Annotated in this window: 17 protein-coding genes; 6 read left to right on the top strand and 11 right to left on the bottom strand. The window is 63.7% G+C overall.

What is annotated here, in order from left to right:
* Positions 1-293 precede the first annotated feature (293 nt).
* Positions 294-1,616, top strand: a complete 1,323-nt coding sequence (locus G9C82_RS09565) for an MFS transporter (protein WP_127013971.1) — start codon at positions 294-296, stop codon at positions 1,614-1,616.
* A gap of 421 nt (positions 1,617-2,037) precedes the next feature.
* Complete coding sequence (locus G9C82_RS09570) at positions 2,038-3,804, top strand: nitrite/sulfite reductase (RefSeq protein WP_127013972.1); 1,767 nt, start codon at positions 2,038-2,040, stop codon at positions 3,802-3,804.
* A gap of 263 nt (positions 3,805-4,067) precedes the next feature.
* Here G9C82_RS09570 and G9C82_RS09575 read toward each other — a convergent pair whose 3' ends face one another.
* From G9C82_RS09575 to G9C82_RS09595, 5 genes are all read right to left on the bottom strand, one after another.
* On the bottom strand, positions 4,068-5,423 hold the full coding sequence (locus G9C82_RS09575) for a substrate-binding protein (RefSeq protein ID WP_127013973.1): 1,356 nt from the start codon (positions 5,421-5,423) through the stop codon (positions 4,068-4,070).
* Between the two features lie 171 nt (positions 5,424-5,594).
* Positions 5,595-6,239: a chemotaxis protein CheC gene (locus tag G9C82_RS09580; protein ID WP_004959744.1), complete on the bottom strand. Its 645-nt coding sequence runs from the start codon at positions 6,237-6,239 to the stop codon at positions 5,595-5,597.
* A 208-nt stretch (positions 6,240-6,447) separates the two neighbouring features.
* A complete protein-coding gene (lrp, locus tag G9C82_RS09585; protein ID WP_004959742.1) occupies positions 6,448-6,906 on the bottom strand; it encodes an HTH-type transcriptional regulator Lrp in 459 nt (152 codons plus the stop codon).
* A 9-nt stretch (positions 6,907-6,915) separates the two neighbouring features.
* The gene (locus G9C82_RS09590; protein ID WP_004517663.1) at positions 6,916-7,281 is read right to left on the bottom strand and encodes a P-II family nitrogen regulator; all 366 of its coding nucleotides are present in this window, start codon (positions 7,279-7,281) and stop codon (positions 6,916-6,918) included.
* Complete coding sequence (locus tag G9C82_RS09595; RefSeq protein ID WP_004959739.1) at positions 7,274-8,602, bottom strand: ammonium transporter; 1,329 nt, start codon at positions 8,600-8,602, stop codon at positions 7,274-7,276. Before G9C82_RS09595 ends, G9C82_RS09590 begins: the two co-directional genes overlap by 8 nt.
* A gap of 464 nt (positions 8,603-9,066) precedes the next feature.
* Here G9C82_RS09595 and G9C82_RS09600 point away from each other — a divergent pair, with 464 nt between their 5' ends.
* Positions 9,067-10,677, top strand: coding sequence for a methyl-accepting chemotaxis protein (locus G9C82_RS09600; protein ID WP_127013974.1), 1,611 nt, complete (start codon positions 9,067-9,069; stop codon positions 10,675-10,677).
* On the top strand, positions 10,677-12,020 hold the full coding sequence (locus tag G9C82_RS09605; RefSeq protein WP_127013975.1) for an ATP-binding protein: 1,344 nt from the start codon (positions 10,677-10,679) through the stop codon (positions 12,018-12,020). Before G9C82_RS09600 ends, G9C82_RS09605 begins: the two co-directional genes overlap by 1 nt.
* 70 nt (positions 12,021-12,090) lie before the next feature.
* Here the strand turns inward: G9C82_RS09605 and G9C82_RS09610 are convergent, their stop codons facing one another.
* From G9C82_RS09610 to G9C82_RS09635, 6 genes are all read right to left on the bottom strand, one after another.
* Positions 12,091-12,573 carry a hypothetical protein gene (locus tag G9C82_RS09610; protein ID WP_127013976.1) on the bottom strand — a complete coding sequence of 161 codons (483 nt, stop codon included), beginning with the start codon at positions 12,571-12,573 and terminating at the stop codon, positions 12,091-12,093.
* Positions 12,570-13,826 carry a DUF58 domain-containing protein gene (locus tag G9C82_RS09615; protein ID WP_127013977.1) on the bottom strand — a complete coding sequence of 419 codons (1,257 nt, stop codon included), beginning with the start codon at positions 13,824-13,826 and terminating at the stop codon, positions 12,570-12,572. Before G9C82_RS09615 ends, G9C82_RS09610 begins: the two co-directional genes overlap by 4 nt.
* Positions 13,823-14,350, bottom strand: a complete 528-nt coding sequence (locus G9C82_RS09620) for a hypothetical protein (protein WP_127013978.1) — start codon at positions 14,348-14,350, stop codon at positions 13,823-13,825. Before G9C82_RS09620 ends, G9C82_RS09615 begins: the two co-directional genes overlap by 4 nt.
* On the bottom strand, positions 14,347-15,060 hold the full coding sequence (locus G9C82_RS09625; RefSeq protein WP_127013979.1) for a DUF4129 domain-containing protein: 714 nt from the start codon (positions 15,058-15,060) through the stop codon (positions 14,347-14,349). The genes G9C82_RS09620 and G9C82_RS09625 overlap by 4 nt, the downstream gene beginning before the upstream one ends.
* A 103-nt stretch (positions 15,061-15,163) precedes the next feature.
* Positions 15,164-16,144: a porphobilinogen synthase gene (gene hemB / locus G9C82_RS09630; protein ID WP_127013980.1), complete on the bottom strand. Its 981-nt coding sequence runs from the start codon at positions 16,142-16,144 to the stop codon at positions 15,164-15,166.
* 46 nt (positions 16,145-16,190) lie between these two features.
* The gene (locus G9C82_RS09635) at positions 16,191-16,919 is read right to left on the bottom strand and encodes a molybdopterin-binding protein (protein ID WP_004959713.1); all 729 of its coding nucleotides are present in this window, start codon (positions 16,917-16,919) and stop codon (positions 16,191-16,193) included.
* A 179-nt stretch (positions 16,920-17,098) separates the two neighbouring features.
* On the opposite strand from G9C82_RS09635, the gene G9C82_RS09640 reads away from it, so the two are divergent.
* On the top strand, positions 17,099-17,236 hold the full coding sequence (locus G9C82_RS09640) for a hypothetical protein (protein WP_007189516.1): 138 nt from the start codon (positions 17,099-17,101) through the stop codon (positions 17,234-17,236).
* Positions 17,237-17,308: 72 nt separating this feature from the next.
* The gene (locus G9C82_RS09645; RefSeq protein WP_004959708.1) at positions 17,309-18,058 is read left to right on the top strand and encodes a TrkA family potassium uptake protein; all 750 of its coding nucleotides are present in this window, start codon (positions 17,309-17,311) and stop codon (positions 18,056-18,058) included.

Here is an 18,058-nt window from a genome sequence, read left to right on the forward strand (position 1 = left end):
CGTCTGCATGATGACATCTCACTCAGTGTGAAATAACCCAATGTATGTCCAACTATACACTCGTGTGGTGGGCGTTCAATGGCCTTAAACAGGTGATATCCGATGATATATTTGCTACCTTTCCACTCAGGCGCTTTAGAATAGCCGTTATGTAAAGGGGTACTGTTATTAAATGACGAGTCTTTTGCCTATCATGTACTGATGTGGGCACACATCCAAAATATAATAGAATTGGTGGACAAAAAACCGGTAATAATCGCAAATGGCGTGCAGTCCGTAACTGAGGTGTCGGCATGGGACTGATCAAGATGACGAAGTACCGGACGCTGCTGCTAGCGACCATCGGCTTCAACTTCTCGTTCCTTATCTGGTTCTCGTTCGCGCCGTTTACTGGCCCGATGGCCGAGGAGTTCGGACTGTCGACGGCGGAGATCGGGATTCTGGCGAGTTCGGCCATCTGGATGGCTCCGTTCGGCCGAATGCTCACCGGCTGGCTCTCGGATAAGTTCGGTGCACCGGCTATCTTTGCCATCGTGCTGGCCTACGTTGGTGTGTTCTCGATCGGGAGCGCCTTCGCACAGGACTACTCCGTGTTCTTCGTGCTCCGACTCATCGTGGCGACGGCCGGCATCACGTTCGTCATCGGCATCCAGCACGTCGCCGAGTGGTTCGAGGAGGAGAACCTCGGTCTGGCGGAGGGCATATACGCTGGTGTCGGGAACGCCGGTGCCGCCGGCGGCGCGCTGATTCTCCCTCGCGTGTTCGGGTCCGGGTGGAACGGGCCGCTGTTCTCGACCAACTGGCGAGCCGCGTTCTTCTACACCGGCATCGTCTCCATCCTCCTCGCAATCGCCTACTACACGCTCGGCGAGGCCGCAAAAAGCGAGGCGAAACGTCAGGCGACCAAGGAGAACACCAACTTCAAAGGCTGGCTCCACACGGCCACGCGCTACGGCACCGTCGTCCTCGCCGCCGCGTACATCATGTCTTTCGGCCTCGAACTGTCGATGAACGGGTGGCTCGCCACCTACTACCGCGAGGCGTTCAATCAGGACAACCTCGTCATCGCGAGCACCTTCGCCGCAACGTTTTCGATTGCAGCGGGACTGCTCCGGCCGTTTGGCGGCTACGGCAGCGACCTGCTGGCCCGCAAGGAGAAGAACATCTTGCCCTTTTTTGAGGGCCAGTACCGCGAGCAGTGGACGTTCCTCGGGCTCTGCTTTATTGTGGTGATGATGTTCGCCATGACGCTGGCCGGCCTCTCCGGGGTGCTGTTGAACGCTGTCGTCATCGGCTTCCTCGTGGGCACGGGCTGTGCCTGGGCTGAGGGCGCTATCTTCGCGCAGGTGCCTGCGATGTTCCCCAACGACTCTGGCTCGGTCGCCGGTGTCGTCGGCGGCGTCGGCACTGTCGGTGGGATTGTCTACCCGCTGTTTTACTCCGCGCCGTGGCTGGCGAACCTCCACCTGGGGTATTCCGTGGCCGCTGTCACGATGATACCCATCGTCGCCCTGTCGGCGTGGGTGTTCCGACCGGAGATCGCGAAAATCGCGAACACGGCCGGGTTCGTCGGAAGTACGCAGGAAGGTCCGACTGTCGCCTCCGGCGACGACTGACCCCCTACGGCCTCTCGTTTACTTCACGCGCGTTCACTGCTACAGCCGCTGCGTTGCGTGTCGCGTCCGTCCGGTTCTGGTTTTGCGCACGCGCGACCGACACCTCAGTTCTACGGGTCCACCCCGGTTGGGCGACCTATCCTCGGGTCGCGTCTCTGAAAGCGAGTGTCAGCGCTCGGCCGGCCAATCGCCTGCAGTACTGCGGTTTTATCCCTTTCGACGGTGTGGTGTATAACTTCTTTAAATACCTCCCAGACGGTATAATTCTGGACAGCTGTTTCCGAACCCACTCATACTCTTTACTTCTTTAACGATTAGGGTTATAAGACAGCAAGCTGAGTAATTAGACGTGAATTAGCGGACATTCAGATACCTATGGGAGATAAAAAACCACATCTATCAAGAGTGAGGGTGCGCGAAGATGGCACATAAAAAAGAGGAGTACAAGGCGGAGCTGTACGGTGATGAGGTACGGGAGAAACTAGAGGAGTTCGCCGAGAAAGGCTGGGACTCGATTCCCGAGGACGAACGCGAGAAGTGGTTCTCGCGGTTCAAGTTCTGGGGTGTCTTCCACCACCGCGGCGGGCAGGAGTCGTATTTCATGATGCGGCTGACAAATTGCGGCGGCGTTCTGGAGCCCGACCAGCTCCGGGCTATCGGCGAAGTCGCCCGCGACTACGCGAAGGGGCCAGCGGAGAACCCTGAGTTCGGCAACGGCTGGATTGATTTCACGACACGACAGTCCATCCAACTGCACTGGCTCAAACTCGAAGACATCCCGGAAATCTGGGAGAAACTCGAAGCAGTCGGCGTTTCCTCGCGCTCTGCGGGCGGGGACACGATGCGGAACATCTCCGGTTGTCCGGTCGCCGGCAAGGCCGAGGAGTACGTCGCGTCCCGCCCGATTCTCGACGAGATTCAGGAGACCATCCGCGACGACAACGACCTCTCCAATATGCCCCGGAAGTTCAACATCTCGGTGACGGGGTGCAAGCAGGGGTGTGCCCAGGACAGCATCAACGACATCGGGCTGGAGCCGGCCCACAAGTTCATTGACAGCGAGGAAATCGAGGGGTTCAACGTCCGCGTCGGCGGCGGCCTCGGTGGTCGCGAACCCCGCGAGGCCCGTCCGCTGGACCTGTTCATCCGGCCCGAACACGCCGTCGAGACGGTCCGTGCTTTTGTCGAGTACTACCACGAGGCGGGCAACCGTCAGAACCGCTCGAAGAACCGCGCCCGGTTTTTCGTCGACGAACATGGGACCGACGCCATCCGCGAGGAACTTGACGAGCGGCTGGATTTCGAGTTTGAAACCGCTGGCACTGACTTCCGCGGGGAGTACACGTACAACGCCGGCAAGTCTGCCGAACACGGTGCCCACGACCACGTCGGCGTCTACGACCAGCAAGACGGGAAGAACTACGTCGGGCTCTCGGTGCCCGTGGGCCGACTCTCCGCAGAGGACACCATCGAACTCGCGGACCTCGCCGACGCCTACGGCTCCGGCGAAGTGCGCCTGACCCGCCGACAGAACCCAGTCATCATGGACGTCCCCGACGGGAACATTTCGAATCTCCTCAACGAGCCGCTACTGGACAAACACTCGCCCGAGCCGAACCCGTTTGTTCAGGGGGCGATGGCCTGTACCGGAACGGAGTTCTGTTCACTCGCGCTCACCGAGACAAAGGCGCGGATGGCTCGCCTGCTCCGCTGGCTCGGTGACAACGTCGATGTGCCCGATGATGTTGACCGCATCAAAATGCACTTCTCGGGCTGTACGGCTGACTGCGGTCAAGCGATGACAGCCGACATCGGCTTACAGGGGATGCGCGCCCGCAAGGACGGCCAGATGGTCGAAGCCGTCGATATCGGTGTCGGCGGCGGTATCGGCGCGGAGCCGACGTTCATCGAGTGGGTCCGCCAGCGCGTCCCTGCTGACGAGGTGCCGGGCATGATCGCCAACATCGTTGAGGCATACGCCGCGCTTCGCTCGGAGGGGCAGACCTTTCGGGAGTGGGTCGACGCCACCGGCCACGAAACAATCGTCGAGCTGGCCGAACCGGAGGAAGTCGAGGGGTACACCGACCCGTGTCTGGCCGACGGCAAGCAATCGTGGTATCCCTTCGACGACGGCGAGAGCCCCGCCCCGACCGACGCCGAGGGCCAGCCGATTTCGGCGGACGACTGACCATGGCTGAGACAGACTGCCCGACCGACAACGACGGTGACGACCCGTCGGAATCCGCGGTCAAGGGGGTGGCATACGACGCGGAACCGGAGCTACTGGAGTAACGCGGCCCCGGCTCCGAACAGCCGGATGTGCCGACGTGACGTGTCCGTTTCAGGGCGCGTCCGTCTGCCTCTGACAGTTGGGGACTGCTTGTGTCCAGTCCCCGCTCGGTTCTCCGTTTTCCGTATTTTCCGTTTCGCAGTAGTCGCTGTGCGCTGGCTCTAGTCCCCGTAGTCTCCGAGTTCGCACTCGGCGGCCGGGCCGCCGTCACAGTCGTACCCGACCGCTTTCGTAACCCTGAGCAGGTCGTAGAACCGACCGAGGGACTGCTCGGACTCGGGAAGCCCTTCGACCACTGGCACGCCACGCTGGGCCTGATGGTCACAGCGCCGCATCGTCTGGCTGCCCAGCCCGACCGAGTATTCCTGGTCTTCTAGCTCTCGGATAACCGCCGGCGGATAGAACGTACCGGCCCGCTCGACGGCCGCGGCGTACTGGAGCGTCTGTGCGTAGGCCAGATGGGCCACGCCGGAGGGTCGCTGTGCGTTCCCGTGCTCCGCGGTGAAGGCGTTCTTGAACGCATTGGAAAGGTCAGACGAGACGCTGGTGTCCCAGGCGACCGTCCCGACGACACCGCCGAGCGCCGTCGAGGCGTTCTGTGCCACGATGCGGTTGTACAGCGGCACCACAATCCCCACCTCGTCAGGGAGAATTTCCTGGGCCGTTGTCAGCGAGTTCGCGGCGTCGAGTCCGTAGTGGTCGAGGAAGACGACCTCCGCACCGGCGTCCCGGGCCTGTTTGAGCGGTTCCTCGTAGTTCGTCGTCCCGAGACGCGTCGGGATGCTCGTGAGTTCGACCCAGCCACTCGAGGTGAAGAAATCACGGATCGACGACTCCATCGTTTGCCCCCAGTTGTAGTCCGCGTAGATCTGGACGTACTGGGCCTCCCGGCCGAACCGTTCCTTGAGTACCGGAAGCAGCGCCTGTGCGGTCATGTACGCGTTGAACATCTCCCGAAAGCTGTAGCGGACACAGTCCGTCCCCGTCGTGTCGTTCGAGTGGGTCAGACAGCACATATACGGGACCTTCTGGGCCTGTGCGACCTCCTGCTGGGCGATAGCAACGGAACTGGACGAGCCACCGGAGAACATGATGACGTCGTCCTGCTCGATCATTTCCTTTGCGTTGGCTGTCGCAACATCCGGCTTCGTTTCCGTGTCTGCAGTGACGTACTCGACGGTCTTTCCGAGCACGCCGTCGCCGCTGAGTACGTCAAAGGAGCGCTGTCCAACCCAGCCGCCGCCCTCGTTGAGGTGTGTGACAGCGAGCTCATATCCCCGGAGTTCGTCGCGCCCTTCGGCGGCGTACGTCCCTGACTGTGGCACGTTGAAGCCGAGTGTGACCGCATCGCCGTCGACCGGATAGTTCCCGAGCGGTGGGTGCTCCGGTGTGTTTTCGGCTCTCGACCCCCCGCCCTGGCACCCTGCCAGCCCGGCGAGCCCCGCGCTGCCGACCCCACCGGCAATCTGTAGTACGGACCGCCTGTCAACTGCCGCTCCCCCGCTTTCCAATCCCATACCAGCTGTTTTGATGATAAATATATATAATACTTATTTCAATAGAAATGGGTGAACAATTAGCATAGTCGGAGCTGGTGTCGGGTATTGAGGGACCGCAGGCTGTTTTCTCGGCGATTAGACTTACTCTGGCCACGCGGTGGACAGGGGTGCAGAAATAGCGTGCCGCTGTCAGTCAAGAATGTCGCTGGCTTCGGTGTCTTTCGCCACGTCAGTGTCGAGGTCGATATCCTGAATCAGTGCGACGAGGTCCTCCAGTTCGGGGAACGTGTACACGGTCATCCCGAGGTCGCCGTCGTCGACGGTGATACGCGAGTCGACGACGAACACCAGATCGGAGTCCGGCCAGCCGCCCATCTCGTCGATGATGCCGTCAGCCGGCCCGAACACGAAGTTCGGGGTCCCCATATCGATGGTCGTCTCCAACACGTTGGCCCACCCGTCGATGAACGCGGAGGTCATGATGTTGCCGATCTCCTGCATCGCCGACTGTTCCATGTCGGAGAACCCTTCACCCTCGCTCGGTTCGCCCATCCCGCCCATCATCGCGCTGGCCATCTGCTTGCTGTCGGCCGGTTCGAGCAGAAATAGGACGTAACCGTAGGGCGGTTCGTTCAGTTCGACGTAGATGCCGACGCCCTTGTCGTCGCCGATGTGTGTCTTGACATCCTCGATGTCGAGAAAATTGATCTGTGAGGTCCGAACTGTCGCGTCAAGCCCGGTCAACTGACCGAGGTTCTCCGCGACTGTCCCGGACCCCTCTTTTGCCATCTGATTGAAAAGGTCCAGCTTCCGCACGTCGACTTTCAAGCCCATATCTTCTGGAACGTCGCAAGCGGCTTAACGCCACCGCTGGGAGCCACACTCACCAGCGGATAGGGTCTGGTAGCCGTCTGTCGCCGGCTCCATCGGACATGAGGGAGGACATTCAGTCACCACGTACTCACTACAAACACGTCCCGGTGCACCTCATAGCGTGTCTCACCGTTCCAAACTGACAGCGAAAACAGGACTGCAGGCGTCTTCAGGCGTCAGTTCCGTCGACCGGGAACTGCTCGTGTTCGCACACCGTGTTCAGCACGACTGATGTCGAGGCAGACCGGATGTCCTCGTCGGTCAGCAGCGTCTTTATCCGCTCGTTCATCGACTGCGTGTCGGTGAACTTCCCGACGGCCACGATGTCGTGGTCGCCGGTCACTTCGTAGACCGCGACCATTTCGCGTCGATCACGTAACTGGTCCACCACCCGTCCAAGCCCGTCGCCCTCGACAGAGAGCTGGAATACGGCGGTCACGTCGTAGCCCAGCGCCCCGTAATCGATGTCGACGGTGTATTCGTCGATCACACCGGTCGACTCCAGGTCGTCCATTCGGCGCGACACCGTGGTTGCCGCGATACCGGTTGCGGCGGCGATGTCACGGGCGCTCGCACGGCCGTCCTGGAGCAGTGCGTTCACTACCTCTCTGTCGGTATCATCGACCATTTCGTCCGCTCAGACTGCCTCTGGACCTTCTTTACCGGTTCGGACCTGGTAGGCGTTGTCCACGGGAAGGACGAATATCTTGCCGTCACCTTTCTCGCCGGTGTGGGCACCGTCGGCGATAGCGTCGACGACATCCTCTGCGGGGATGTCTGCGACCACTGTCTCGACTTTGACTTTCTGGTGCAGGTCGACGACGTACTCCTCGCCGCGCCACTGCCCCTTCTTTGCGGGCTGTGAGCCGCGGCCGGAGACGTTCGTCACTGTCAGCGAGGGCGCGCCGACTTCCGCCAGCGCCTTCTTTACATCGCCGAGCTTGTCCGGTCGAACCATTGCGACCACCATCTTGATTTCAGAGTCGTCGGTTTCGTCAGTCATCTTTGGAACCTCCGTCAGTACGCACGTTCGTGTTCACTTTACCACCATCGGCGACAACGCCTTCGCCGCCACCGAACTCGGGGTAGGTCTCGACGCCGTGCTCGCTGACGTCCAGCCCTTCCTGCTCGTGTTCGGGCGTGACCCGTGCCTGTCCGGCTGCCTTGAGGCCGTACCAGATGAGGCCGGTGGTCACAATCGTCCAGCCGGCGATAACGGCGACGCCAACAACCTGTACGGCGAGGGCGCTGCCGATAGAGCCGACGGTGCCGGAGGTTGCGACGAGTGGGTACATGATGGTGCCCAGCACACCGGCACTGCCGTGGACCGGGAACACAGCGCACACGTCGTCAATTTTCATACGGTTCTCCATGAAGCTGAACACAATCGGAAGCTGACCGCCAGCCAGGAGGCCGACGATGAGTGCACCCCACCAGGTCGTGGTGTCGGGGATCGCCGTGATACCGACTAGCCCGGCGAGCAGTCCGTTTGCGACGTACAGCGTGTCGACCTTGCCGGTCTTCAGCCACGCAACCAGTGCGGCACCGATTGCGCCCATCGCCATCGCAACGGTCGTCGTCATCGCGACGCGGCCAACCGTTGCGAAGGCACCGAGCGCGAGTGCGCCGTCTTCGACGACGAAGACACTCGCTGCGGTCCCGACATTGAACCCGTACCAGCCGAAGGCGAGGATAAGCGTCCCCAGCACGGCGAAGGTCATCGAGTGACCCGGAATAACGTTCGCGGAGCCATCCTCGTTGTACCGGCCCATGCGCGGACCGAGCACGTAGGCGGCCGTGAGACCGGCAATACCGCCCATACCGTGGACAATCATCCCACCGGCGAAGTCCTTGAACACGACACCGCCGAGGCTGATGTGGGCACCGGCCCACGTGAGCCCGGTCACGACGGGGTAGATGACTGCGGCCAGCAGGAACGTGTACGTGATGTACGCACGGAGCTTGGCCCGGCCGGCCACCGCCCCGGAGACGATGGTCGCTGCCGTCATCGCGAAGACGGCACCGAACAGCCACCCGACGTAGTCGTTCGCGGCCTCAGCGCCAAACGCCGGCGCAAAGGACCCGGTCCCGACGAGTGACGAGATGCCAGACCCGATGAGGAAGAACACGACGACTCCGACCGACCAGGTCAGGAGGTTCTTCGTTAGCTGGTTCGCGACGTTCTTCGAGCGCACCTGGCCCGCCTCGAGCATGGCGAAGCCCGCGTGCATGAAGAAGATTAGGAACGATACTGTAAGCACCCACAGGAGATTAACTCCTTCTGCGAGCACGTTCGGATCAACTTGTAGTGCAGTGTAGCTCATTTCTAGTTCACCTGTTTCGTTTTGTTATCGGCTGCCGTCTGCATGTCCAACTTTCCCCCACTCTGGCTCAACTTCTTCAACTCTTTCACGAGAAAGGCTCTGGTAACAACACTACATAAGGTTTGCCTTTATGAATGCGGAAATTAGAGGGGATGTGGTAGACGACCGTCCAGATTATGGTATGATATTATGGATATAAGGTTGTTCTCCGTAAAGAAAGTCCGTATATGTATACTGGAATTTTGGACGTTTGTCGACCCCAGTTCCGGCTACAGGGGGCCAAATAGGCCGTTTTTGCTTGCGCGCGCTCTCGGCTGGCGGGTGTTGCCAGCGACAACAGGGTTATGCCTCGTGACCACAGATTCAGATTTAGCATAAATGTCCGGAAAACAGTGGATAGTCGTGGCACAAAGCCTCGATAAACTATACACGACGGTTAGACGCCAGAGGGTATCTAGCTGATTATGGCTTCGGACCACTACCCATCCGTTCCGGACCAGTCGACGGCTGTGACAGAGGAACGGGCCGTCGCGAACGCACAGGGTGCACTGGATGTCGTTCAGGCGGCGTCGGTGACCGTCGGCGAGCAGCTCGCGGCGATCGACGACCGCGCGACGGCACAGGCGACCGACGCACAGTGGATCGCCGACGAGGTCTCGTCGCTTTCGGCCACAATCGAAGAGATCGCTGCGACCGCGACCGAGGTCAGCGAACAGAGCCAGCGGGCAACGGACGCGGCAAACGACGGACGGGAGGCCGCAGCCGACGCCATCGAGTCGATGGACGAGGTCCGCGAACTGGGGCAGGCGGTCGCCGAGGAAGTGGCCGCCCTGCAGGACCGGGTCGACAGTATCGCCGATGCGCTGGCCGGCATCGACCGCATCGCCGACCAGACGAATATGCTCGCGCTGAACGCCTCGATAGAGGCGGCGCGGGCGGGCGATACCACCGACACAGACGGGTTCGCCGTCGTCGCCGACGAAATAAAGAGCCTCGCTGAGGAATCACAGCAGCAGGCCGAAGAAATCGATACGACCCTGACGGCGGTTCGGGAAGCGACAGACGACACCGTTGCCCAACTCGATGACGCTATCGACGGCATCGACACCGGGGCCGAGCAGGTCACCACGGCGATGGCACGCCTCGACGACGTAGCCGACACTGTTGCGGAAACGGCCGACGGCATCGCCTCCGTCTCGGCGGCGACCGACGAACAGGCGACGACAAGCGAAGCGGTCGCCCAGCGGTGTGAAACGGTGTCTGACCGCGCCGCTGCTATTGAAGACGACCTCTCTGAGATACGTGCCGCCCGCTCCGAGCAGACTGCGATGCTCGACGAGATTGACGACGTGCTTGCCGCCGCCGAGGCCGACCGGCAGGACCGGCTGGCGGATGCGCCGACAGTCCCGACCGGTATCGACGGCCTCGACGACCTCTGTGGCGGCGGCCTCGTCATGGGCGGTCAGGCAGTGATCCGGTCCACCGACGAGACGCAGGTCGACGGCGCTGTTGCCCAACTGTGTGCGACGGCCGTCGCCGCCGGCCGGGCGGTCTCGCTGACGCCACCACCGTCCCTCGACCGGTCGACGCTTGCCGCTGCGTTCGCAGCAACCGACCACTCGCTCGAAGACGCGCTTGATGACGACGCCCTGTTCGTCCTCGATATGTTCGGACACTGGGACGCGCGGTACAACGTGTTCGACCTCAACCGGACTTCGCTCGGTGCTGCCAACGAGACGACGGCTGCCAGACGGGACGCCCCGCTGGTTATCGTCGGGAACATTCAGGGAGAAATACAGCAGATGGGTGAACAGGCCGCCAGAGAAGCTCGGTACGAAAACGACGACGGCGTCTTCGAACCCCACGACACAGTGGTCAACGTCATCGACGACGACGCGGTCCCGGCCACGCTCGCGGCGTTCTACTCGGGCGCTGCCGATCAGGAACTCACGCTAACACAGACTGATGGTCGCGAGTATCTGACGCTTACCGCCTCGCCGCGTGGCACCGTGGGCGAGAAACAGCCAGTATCACAGCTTTCGGGCCCACCCTTCCTCCGAATCAGAGACAACTGATGTTCGGTCTCGATGACACTGGTCGGCTCACGTTTGCGACGAACGAGTTCGCCGCACTGCTCGACCGAACGCCTGACGAACTCGTCGGCACACCCGTCGAAGCACTGGTCACAGCTGAGGACCGCGAGACACTGACGGCGACCAGACAGGCCGTCAGCAGTGCCTCGGACCGGATAACACGGACCTGCCAGGTCACACTCCCGCAAAGCGGCCGTTCTCGTCCGGTTACGCTCGAACTCGCGGCCACAGACGACGGCTCCGTCGTCGGCTCGCTCTGCCGAACGGCCGAGACGGCCGACCCGTTCCAGTACCTGTTTGACCTCATACAGGACGCGGTCGTCGGCTTCGAAATCGTCAATTTCGTTCCGATTGTCCGCACGGTCAACCCCGCGTTCGTCGACACCTTCGGCTACGACCGCGAGGAAATCGTCGGCGAACCGCTCAACGAGTACATCGTTCCCGGCGACCGCGTCGAAGAGGCGGTTAACTACGACCAGCGGACGGCCTCGGGCGAAATCAACTACGCTGTCGTCTCCCGGAAAACAGCCGACGGCTGCCGCGAGTTCATCTATCGTGGCGTTCCGTACGACACAGCTGATGGCCGTCGCTGCGGGTTCGCCATGTACACGGACGTCACAGACAGCCGGCGGCAAAAGCGCCGGCTCCGCGTTCTTCATCGCGTCCTGCGGCACAATCTCCGCAACGAACTCTCCGTCGTGTTCGGGATGTCCGAATACGCCCGCGCCAACGCAGCCGAGTCGGCTGTCTCGCTGGCTGCGTCTCGCGCCCTCGACGCGGCTGACCGCCTCGCCGCGGTCAGTGAAAAGGCCCGGTGCGTCGAAACCGCGCTTAATGGAGATTCAGACCAGCCGGTTGACGCGGCGGCACTGGCCCGGTCTGTCGCCGATAGTTACCGTCCTGACGCACCGGTCGAAACGGCACTCCCGAGCACACTCCCTGTCACTGGCGGGACAGCCGTCTACGACGCCGTTGACAACCTCGTCGAGAACGCGGTCGAACACACACCGCCGGACACAGCCGTCCGAATCACAGCCGAACAGGCCAACGGTGACGCGTTCGTCCGTGTGCTCGACGATGGCCCCGGTATTCCCGCCATCGAGCGGGCCGTCGTGTTCGATGACGAGGACATCACGAATCTCCAGCACGGGAGCGGCCTCGGTATCTGGCTCGCCCGGTGGGTCGCCGAGACGGCCGGCGGCGGCATCGAGTACGACCGAGCCGACGGGTGGACGACCGTCTCACTCCGGCTTCCGCTGTCCGATGCCGATGACGTGCTGACGCTGGTTGATGCCCCGGAATCAGCGTCTGAACCGACGCGGTAGTCGCTGCGACGTTCTCAGAAGGACCCTGCTCAGTAGCCACAGCCGGCCGTGACCGAAACAGCCTCGGCCGCTATCGCCTGAGCGCCGCGGTCAGTGCAATCGCGCCCAGCACGACGCTTGCCAGCGCCAGCGGCGACAACGGCGGCACATCGAGCTGAAAGAGCAGCGTCGTCACCACGATGCTGCCCCCGACCAGCCCTGTCGTTCCTGCGACGTGGGTGAGTTCGACGGGCGTCCCGGGTGCCGTTCCGAGGTCCGCATAGAGGTCGAGAGCCCCATGGGCAAACGTCCAGGCCAGCACTGTCGCGCCGCCGGCGACCAGCACCGTCGTCGTCGTTGCTCCCTGAAGCGCGGCGACCAGCAGCGCCAGAAACAACAACGCGCTGGCGAGGTCGACCAGCCGCCCGGACTGAATCAGTTGCCCGCCGGCGAGCAGCACGACGCCGACGAGGGCGGCGGCAGTCGAGACGGCGCTGATGCCGGCGACGAACAGCGTCACGACGCTCGCCGCCAGCGCCGCACTCCCACAAACGACCCCAGTCCGGGTGCTCATTGGCCACCCCGCCGGACCCGTTCAGTGATTCGTTCCAGCGGCTCCGCCGCAGGCCAGTCGTGGACGGCGATGTCGGCGGCTCGCAGCCGACGGAGGCGTTCGCGGCGTTCGAGCCGCGCCAGCCGGTGGCCCGCCGTGTCCGTCGCGGTCGGGTCGGGACTCAGAACCGTCACCGGGTGGCCGGTGGCGGCGAGTCGGCGGACCAGCGCCTCGCTGTCATCGTCACACAGCGGGCCGAGGAAGACGATGTTCGCCGCCGTCGGCAGTTGTGCGATGAGCTTCGTCGTATCCGGTGTTCGGGTGACCGATGTCGCGGCGAACGCACGGTCGGTCCTGAGCAGGTCGCGGGCCTGTTGCTGGTGGGCGGCGCTCGTGCCCGGTGCGAGCCACGCGTCATGTGGCGAGTACGCCGCGACGCCGACCTCGTGGCCGTCCTCCGGGAGCCCCTCGACGAGCGCGACGGCGGCCATCGTCGACCGCTCGATTGCCGTCTCGGCGTCCGGACGCGGCGCGAGCGCGGCGGCTGCTCGGGCGTCGACGACCACGACCACCGTCGCCGACTGTTCGCGGCGAAACTCGACGGTCCGCAGGTCGCCGGTCCGGGCGTACTGGTTCCAGTCGACGCGCGAGAGCGGGTCGTTCGAGCGGTGCTCCCTGACCGCGTAGAAGGAGACCCCTTCGCCGCCCTCATCGACGGGCACCGTCCCGGGCCGGCGGGCTACCGCCGGGATCAGCGGCAACAGCGCCGAACTGGCCGGCTGCTCCCACGTGACGGTGTCGGGTTCGGCTGTGACGGACGTTCGTCGGGCGACGACGCCGACCACGTCCCTGACGACGACCGTCGCCGGGTCGAACACGCAGCGGTCGGTTCCCCCGGTAATTTCGTAGGTGATTGTCGTCGACGCGTCGGGGCGTAGTGCCGTCCCCAGCGACGCCGACCCCTCGACTACACGAACGGAGTTGGGCACGCCGTCGGCGAGCCGGAGGTCCGGAATCGTCCGTGACCCGTTGTTGTGGACGGTGAGCGCGACAGTCACCCGCTCACCCAGCGCCGGCTCGGTCGGTGTGATGGACCGCTGTATAGATATGTCCGCTGCCGGCGGGACGGCGACGCGGTCGTACGCGCTCAGCGTGACGCCGAGCCCGCCCAGCAACACGAGCGCAGGGACCTGGCCCACCAGCCCGACGCCGACGGCGACCAGCGCGGCCCCGGCCAGCCCGAACCAGCGGCCGGTGCGGTGGACCTCGCTCATCGCTCCTCGTCGCGCTGCCGTAGTTCGGCCGTCGCGTGGGCGACGCGCCGCTGGAACGGATGAACACCGGAGAGCCACCCGGACAGCCGCGCCCGGAGCGATATCGGTGTGCCGTCGAACAGCTTCCGGGCCTGTTCCCTGTCTGTCCACGTGCCCGAGCGCAGCGCCGTCTTCGCCGCCTCGGGCGAGAGGCCGTCACGCTGGAGGACGGTGACTGCGACCCCTTCGACGCGTTGCCGGATTGCCTCTTGTCCGGCCCCAGCACCAAGCGCCTCGTCAACATCGTCGCCGGGGACCGTGACGTACTGGCTGTCAGTGTCCGGGAGCGCCACGCCCCGGTCGCTGTCGAGGGAGCGAACGAGGAGCGCCAGCAGTGCGACACCGCCAGCGAAGACGGCGACCGCGAGTATCGGCAGATCCGAGACAGCGCCGGCGGGCAACAGCGGCGCGCCGAGAGCGGCGAGACTGACGCCGATGGCTGTCGCGACGAGGCCGAGCGCCAGCGGAACCCGGCGCAGTGTCACGTGTTGGCCTCCCCTGCGGACTCGTCGGCGTCTTTGTTCTCAGAAGCCACGTCGTCGGGATTCGCCACGATGTCGTCCGTGTCGTCGGTCGCTCGTTCCAGCGCCTCGCGGGCCTGCGATTCCAGATCTGCGTCCGGCTGGTCTCGGCCGTAGCGAACCCGCTCGAACACCGACCTGAGCGAGGCCACGGCGTCGGGGTCGGCACCGGCAGCCGTCGCGTCCGCTTCGATGTCCTGTGGCGTCGAGGAACTGCGTTCCGGGGCCACTGCGTTTTCGAGGGCAGCCCATGCCCGGTACACGTCGTTGGTAAGCGGAACATCGATCTCGGCAGCGCTATGCGACGGCCGCCGCGCGGATTCCGCCGTTGCGACGGCCGGCGTCTCGCCGCCCGTTTCGTCGATTGTCCGGCTCTGGCCGGCCAGTCGCCAGAGTACTGCGAGCCCGACTGCGAGGCCGACGGCGAGCGCACCGACCGCCGGCGCGGGGACACTCGGCAGCAGCGCGCGAGCGCCGTTTTCGCTTTCGGGCGGGTCGATGCTACCCGGCGGGTCGCTGAGGCCCTGTCCGTCGGGGTTGTCGATCTCGCTGTCGTCACGGGTCATCTCCGCCTGGTCGGACCCGGTTGCAGCGTCGAGACTCGCAGCGCCGACGCTGAACGACAGCAGCGCAATCGCGGCGACAACCGCCACGAGGAGGGACTGTCGCTGCATACGCCCACTCCGCCCCTGGCACATGAATAGGTTAGGGACCTGTCGCTCGCCGGAACGCTCCACCAGCGCGGTTCAAACGGGGACACACGGGAAATAGCCCCGCTCAGAGTTCGTCGGCGAGGTCCTCTGCGAAGTAGGTCAGAATCAGGTCTGCACCGGCCCGCTTGATGGACAGCAGCGACTCATAGGCGACCGCTTCGAGGTCGAGCCAGCCCTTCTCGGCGGCGGCGTGTAACATGGCGTATTCACCGGAGACGTTATAGGCGACAACGGGGTGGTCGTAGGACTCCCGGACCTCCTTGACGATATCCAGATACGGCAGAGCGGGCTTGACCATCAGCACGTCTGCGCCCTGCTCGACATCAAGGGCGACCTCACGACGGGCCTCGCGTGCGTTCGCGGGGTCCATCTGGTAGTGGCGGCGGTCGCCGAAGGCTGGCGCGCCGTCGGCGGCGTCCCGAAATGGGCCGTAGAAGGCCGACTCGTACTTCGCGGCGTAGCTCATGATAGCCACGTCGTCAAAGCCATCGGCATCGAGAGCCGTCCGAATCGCGCCGACCATACCGTCGATCATGCCCGAGGGCGCGACCATGTCGGCTCCGGCCGCGGCGTGGCTCGCGGCGATTTTCCCCAGCAGGTCGAGTGTCTCGTCGTTGCGAACCGTCAGCCGGGGGTCCTCGGCGGCGGCGTCTTCGAGAACGCCACAGTGGCCGTGGTCGGTGTACTCACAGAGGCACACGTCGGTGATGACGTAGGCGTCGGTTTCACCGGAAATCCGGCGGGTCGCCTCCTGCACGACACCGTCCTCAGCCCAGGCACGGCTCCCGCGTTCGTCCTTCGACTCCGGGATACCGAACAGCATCACCGCTTCGACGCCGGTTTCGAGGACCTCCTCGACGCGGTCGACCGCCTCCTCGATAGGGACGCGCTCGTGACCCGGCATCGTCTCGATGGGGACGCGCTCGTCGGTCGTCGCGTCGACGAACACCGGCGCGATGAGGTCCGACGCTGTAAGCTCCGTTTCGCGTACCAGCGGTCGCACGCCGTCGGTTCGCAGGCGGCGCGGGCGCTGTGTCAGGTTCATACTGCCATTTCAGACCGTGGCCGGCATGAACCCACCGCTTACCGACCTACTCCGTCTCGATTCGCTCGCGGAGCCAGGCCGCCGCGTCGGCGACGGTCGCCGGGTCGTCGCCGGTAATCTTCACCCGTCCCGGCGCGTCGTCCTTGCGCGGATAGCTTCCGACAGCTACCTCGAACTGCTCGCGGGCCGCCGTGATGTGGGTCACCAGCGCCCCTTCAGGTGCAGGCGTGTGAATCGTCTCTGTCGTCCGGTCGCCGTCGAACTCGTCGGCGATGGTCTCGTACATCGCTTTCAGCTCTTCAGGGATGCCTGGCAGGACGTACACGCGGTCGATAACACAGCCGGCGGCGAAGCTCTCGTCGGTCAGCAGTGCCTGCCCACCTTCGGGAACCGACGCCCACGCGTCGAGGTCAAGGTCCATGTCGTAGCGGTCCACCATCTCGGGGTTATCGTCGGCAAAGCGCTCGGCCTTCGCTTCGAGATGTGCCCGTACGTCGTCGGGCACGACGAGGTCGCGGCCGAACGCCCGCGCCACGGCGGCCTTCGTGATGTCGTCGGGGGTCCCGCCGATGCCCCCAGTGACGATGACCGCGTCGAAGGCGTCGTGATACCGCGCCACGGCGTCGGCGATAACCGCCTCGTCGTCAGGAATCGTCAGAACCCGGGTGACGCTTGCACCGGCAGCGGTAAGCTGGCGGCCCAGCCACGACGCGTTCGTGTTCTCCGTGTCGCCAGCGAGCAGTTCGTCACCGACCGTGAGCAGTGCGACCTCCATTATCTCGCTGTGAGAGTCTGGTGGCGTTAAGCGTTTGGCTGGCTGGCAGTGACAGGTTGGGTATCCGATGCGACCACCAGTCTCGTACCTGAATACATATTAATGGTATATTATGCCATTAGATTTGGTCTAGCCATATTCCGGCAACATACATATGACAGCTCTGCTGACCGTTTAACATGGTACTTGTCACCAATTGTGCTGACTGCGTCAAACGGGTCTACCCGAACCGGAACCACGTGCCGAACACGGACCGCGGCGATGTCGCGTCCGCCGCGGAGCCACACACAACTCCCGCCGAGACGCTGACAGACTGAGCTCGGCGGCGAACCACGCCAGCGTCGGTTTCGGCGGCGCTGTGCCGCGACCTTCGGTAGACAGCTACAGCAATGGAACGCAGCGACAGCAGTGCAGACACGGACCGGTCGTTGCTCCGGCAACTCTTGAAACCGGTTCTCGCGTTCGTCGGGCTGGTCGTCGCCGGCGTGGCCGGTTTTGTCACGTTTGGCGGGGTCGGCGTCGTCAACGCGCTGTTCTGGCTGCTCGACCCCACGAGCATCGAACTCCACTTTCAGAGCCACGACGGGCCCGCGAGGCTGGTCAAGGGCTACGCCATCGTAGTGCTTACTGGTCTCGTCGTCGCCGGGCTGTGGACCGGCGAAACAGCGCTGTCGGCGGCCTTCGGCGGCCAGATTCAGACGGAACTCACACGCATGCAAATCGCACAGCGAATCAAGGAACTGGACGACCACGTCGTCGTCTGTGGCTACGGGACGTTCGGACAGACCGTCGCGGAGCAGATAGACGACACGGATACCCGAGTGGTCGTCATCGAACAGCAGATGGAACAGTACGAACGGGCGCTTGACGACGGCCACCTCGCGCTGGAGGCCGACGCGAGCCGCGAGGACGCGCTGACAGATGCGGGTGTCAAGCGAGCGGATACGGTTATCGGCGCAATAGATGATACGAACGCAAACATCCAGATAGCGGTGCTGGCGAGCCAGCTCGCGCCCACGGTCCACCTCATCGTTCGAGCCGGCGACCGGCAGGACGAGACCGTGGCCCGTCGTGTCGGGGCGGACGAGGTCATAATCCCCGAGGTTGTGAGCGGGAAACAGGTCTGTGAACGGCTGTAA

The organism is Haloarcula sp. R1-2, from assembly GCF_011627385.1.
In the GTDB taxonomy this organism is placed as follows: domain Archaea; phylum Halobacteriota; class Halobacteria; order Halobacteriales; family Haloarculaceae; genus Haloarcula; species Haloarcula marismortui.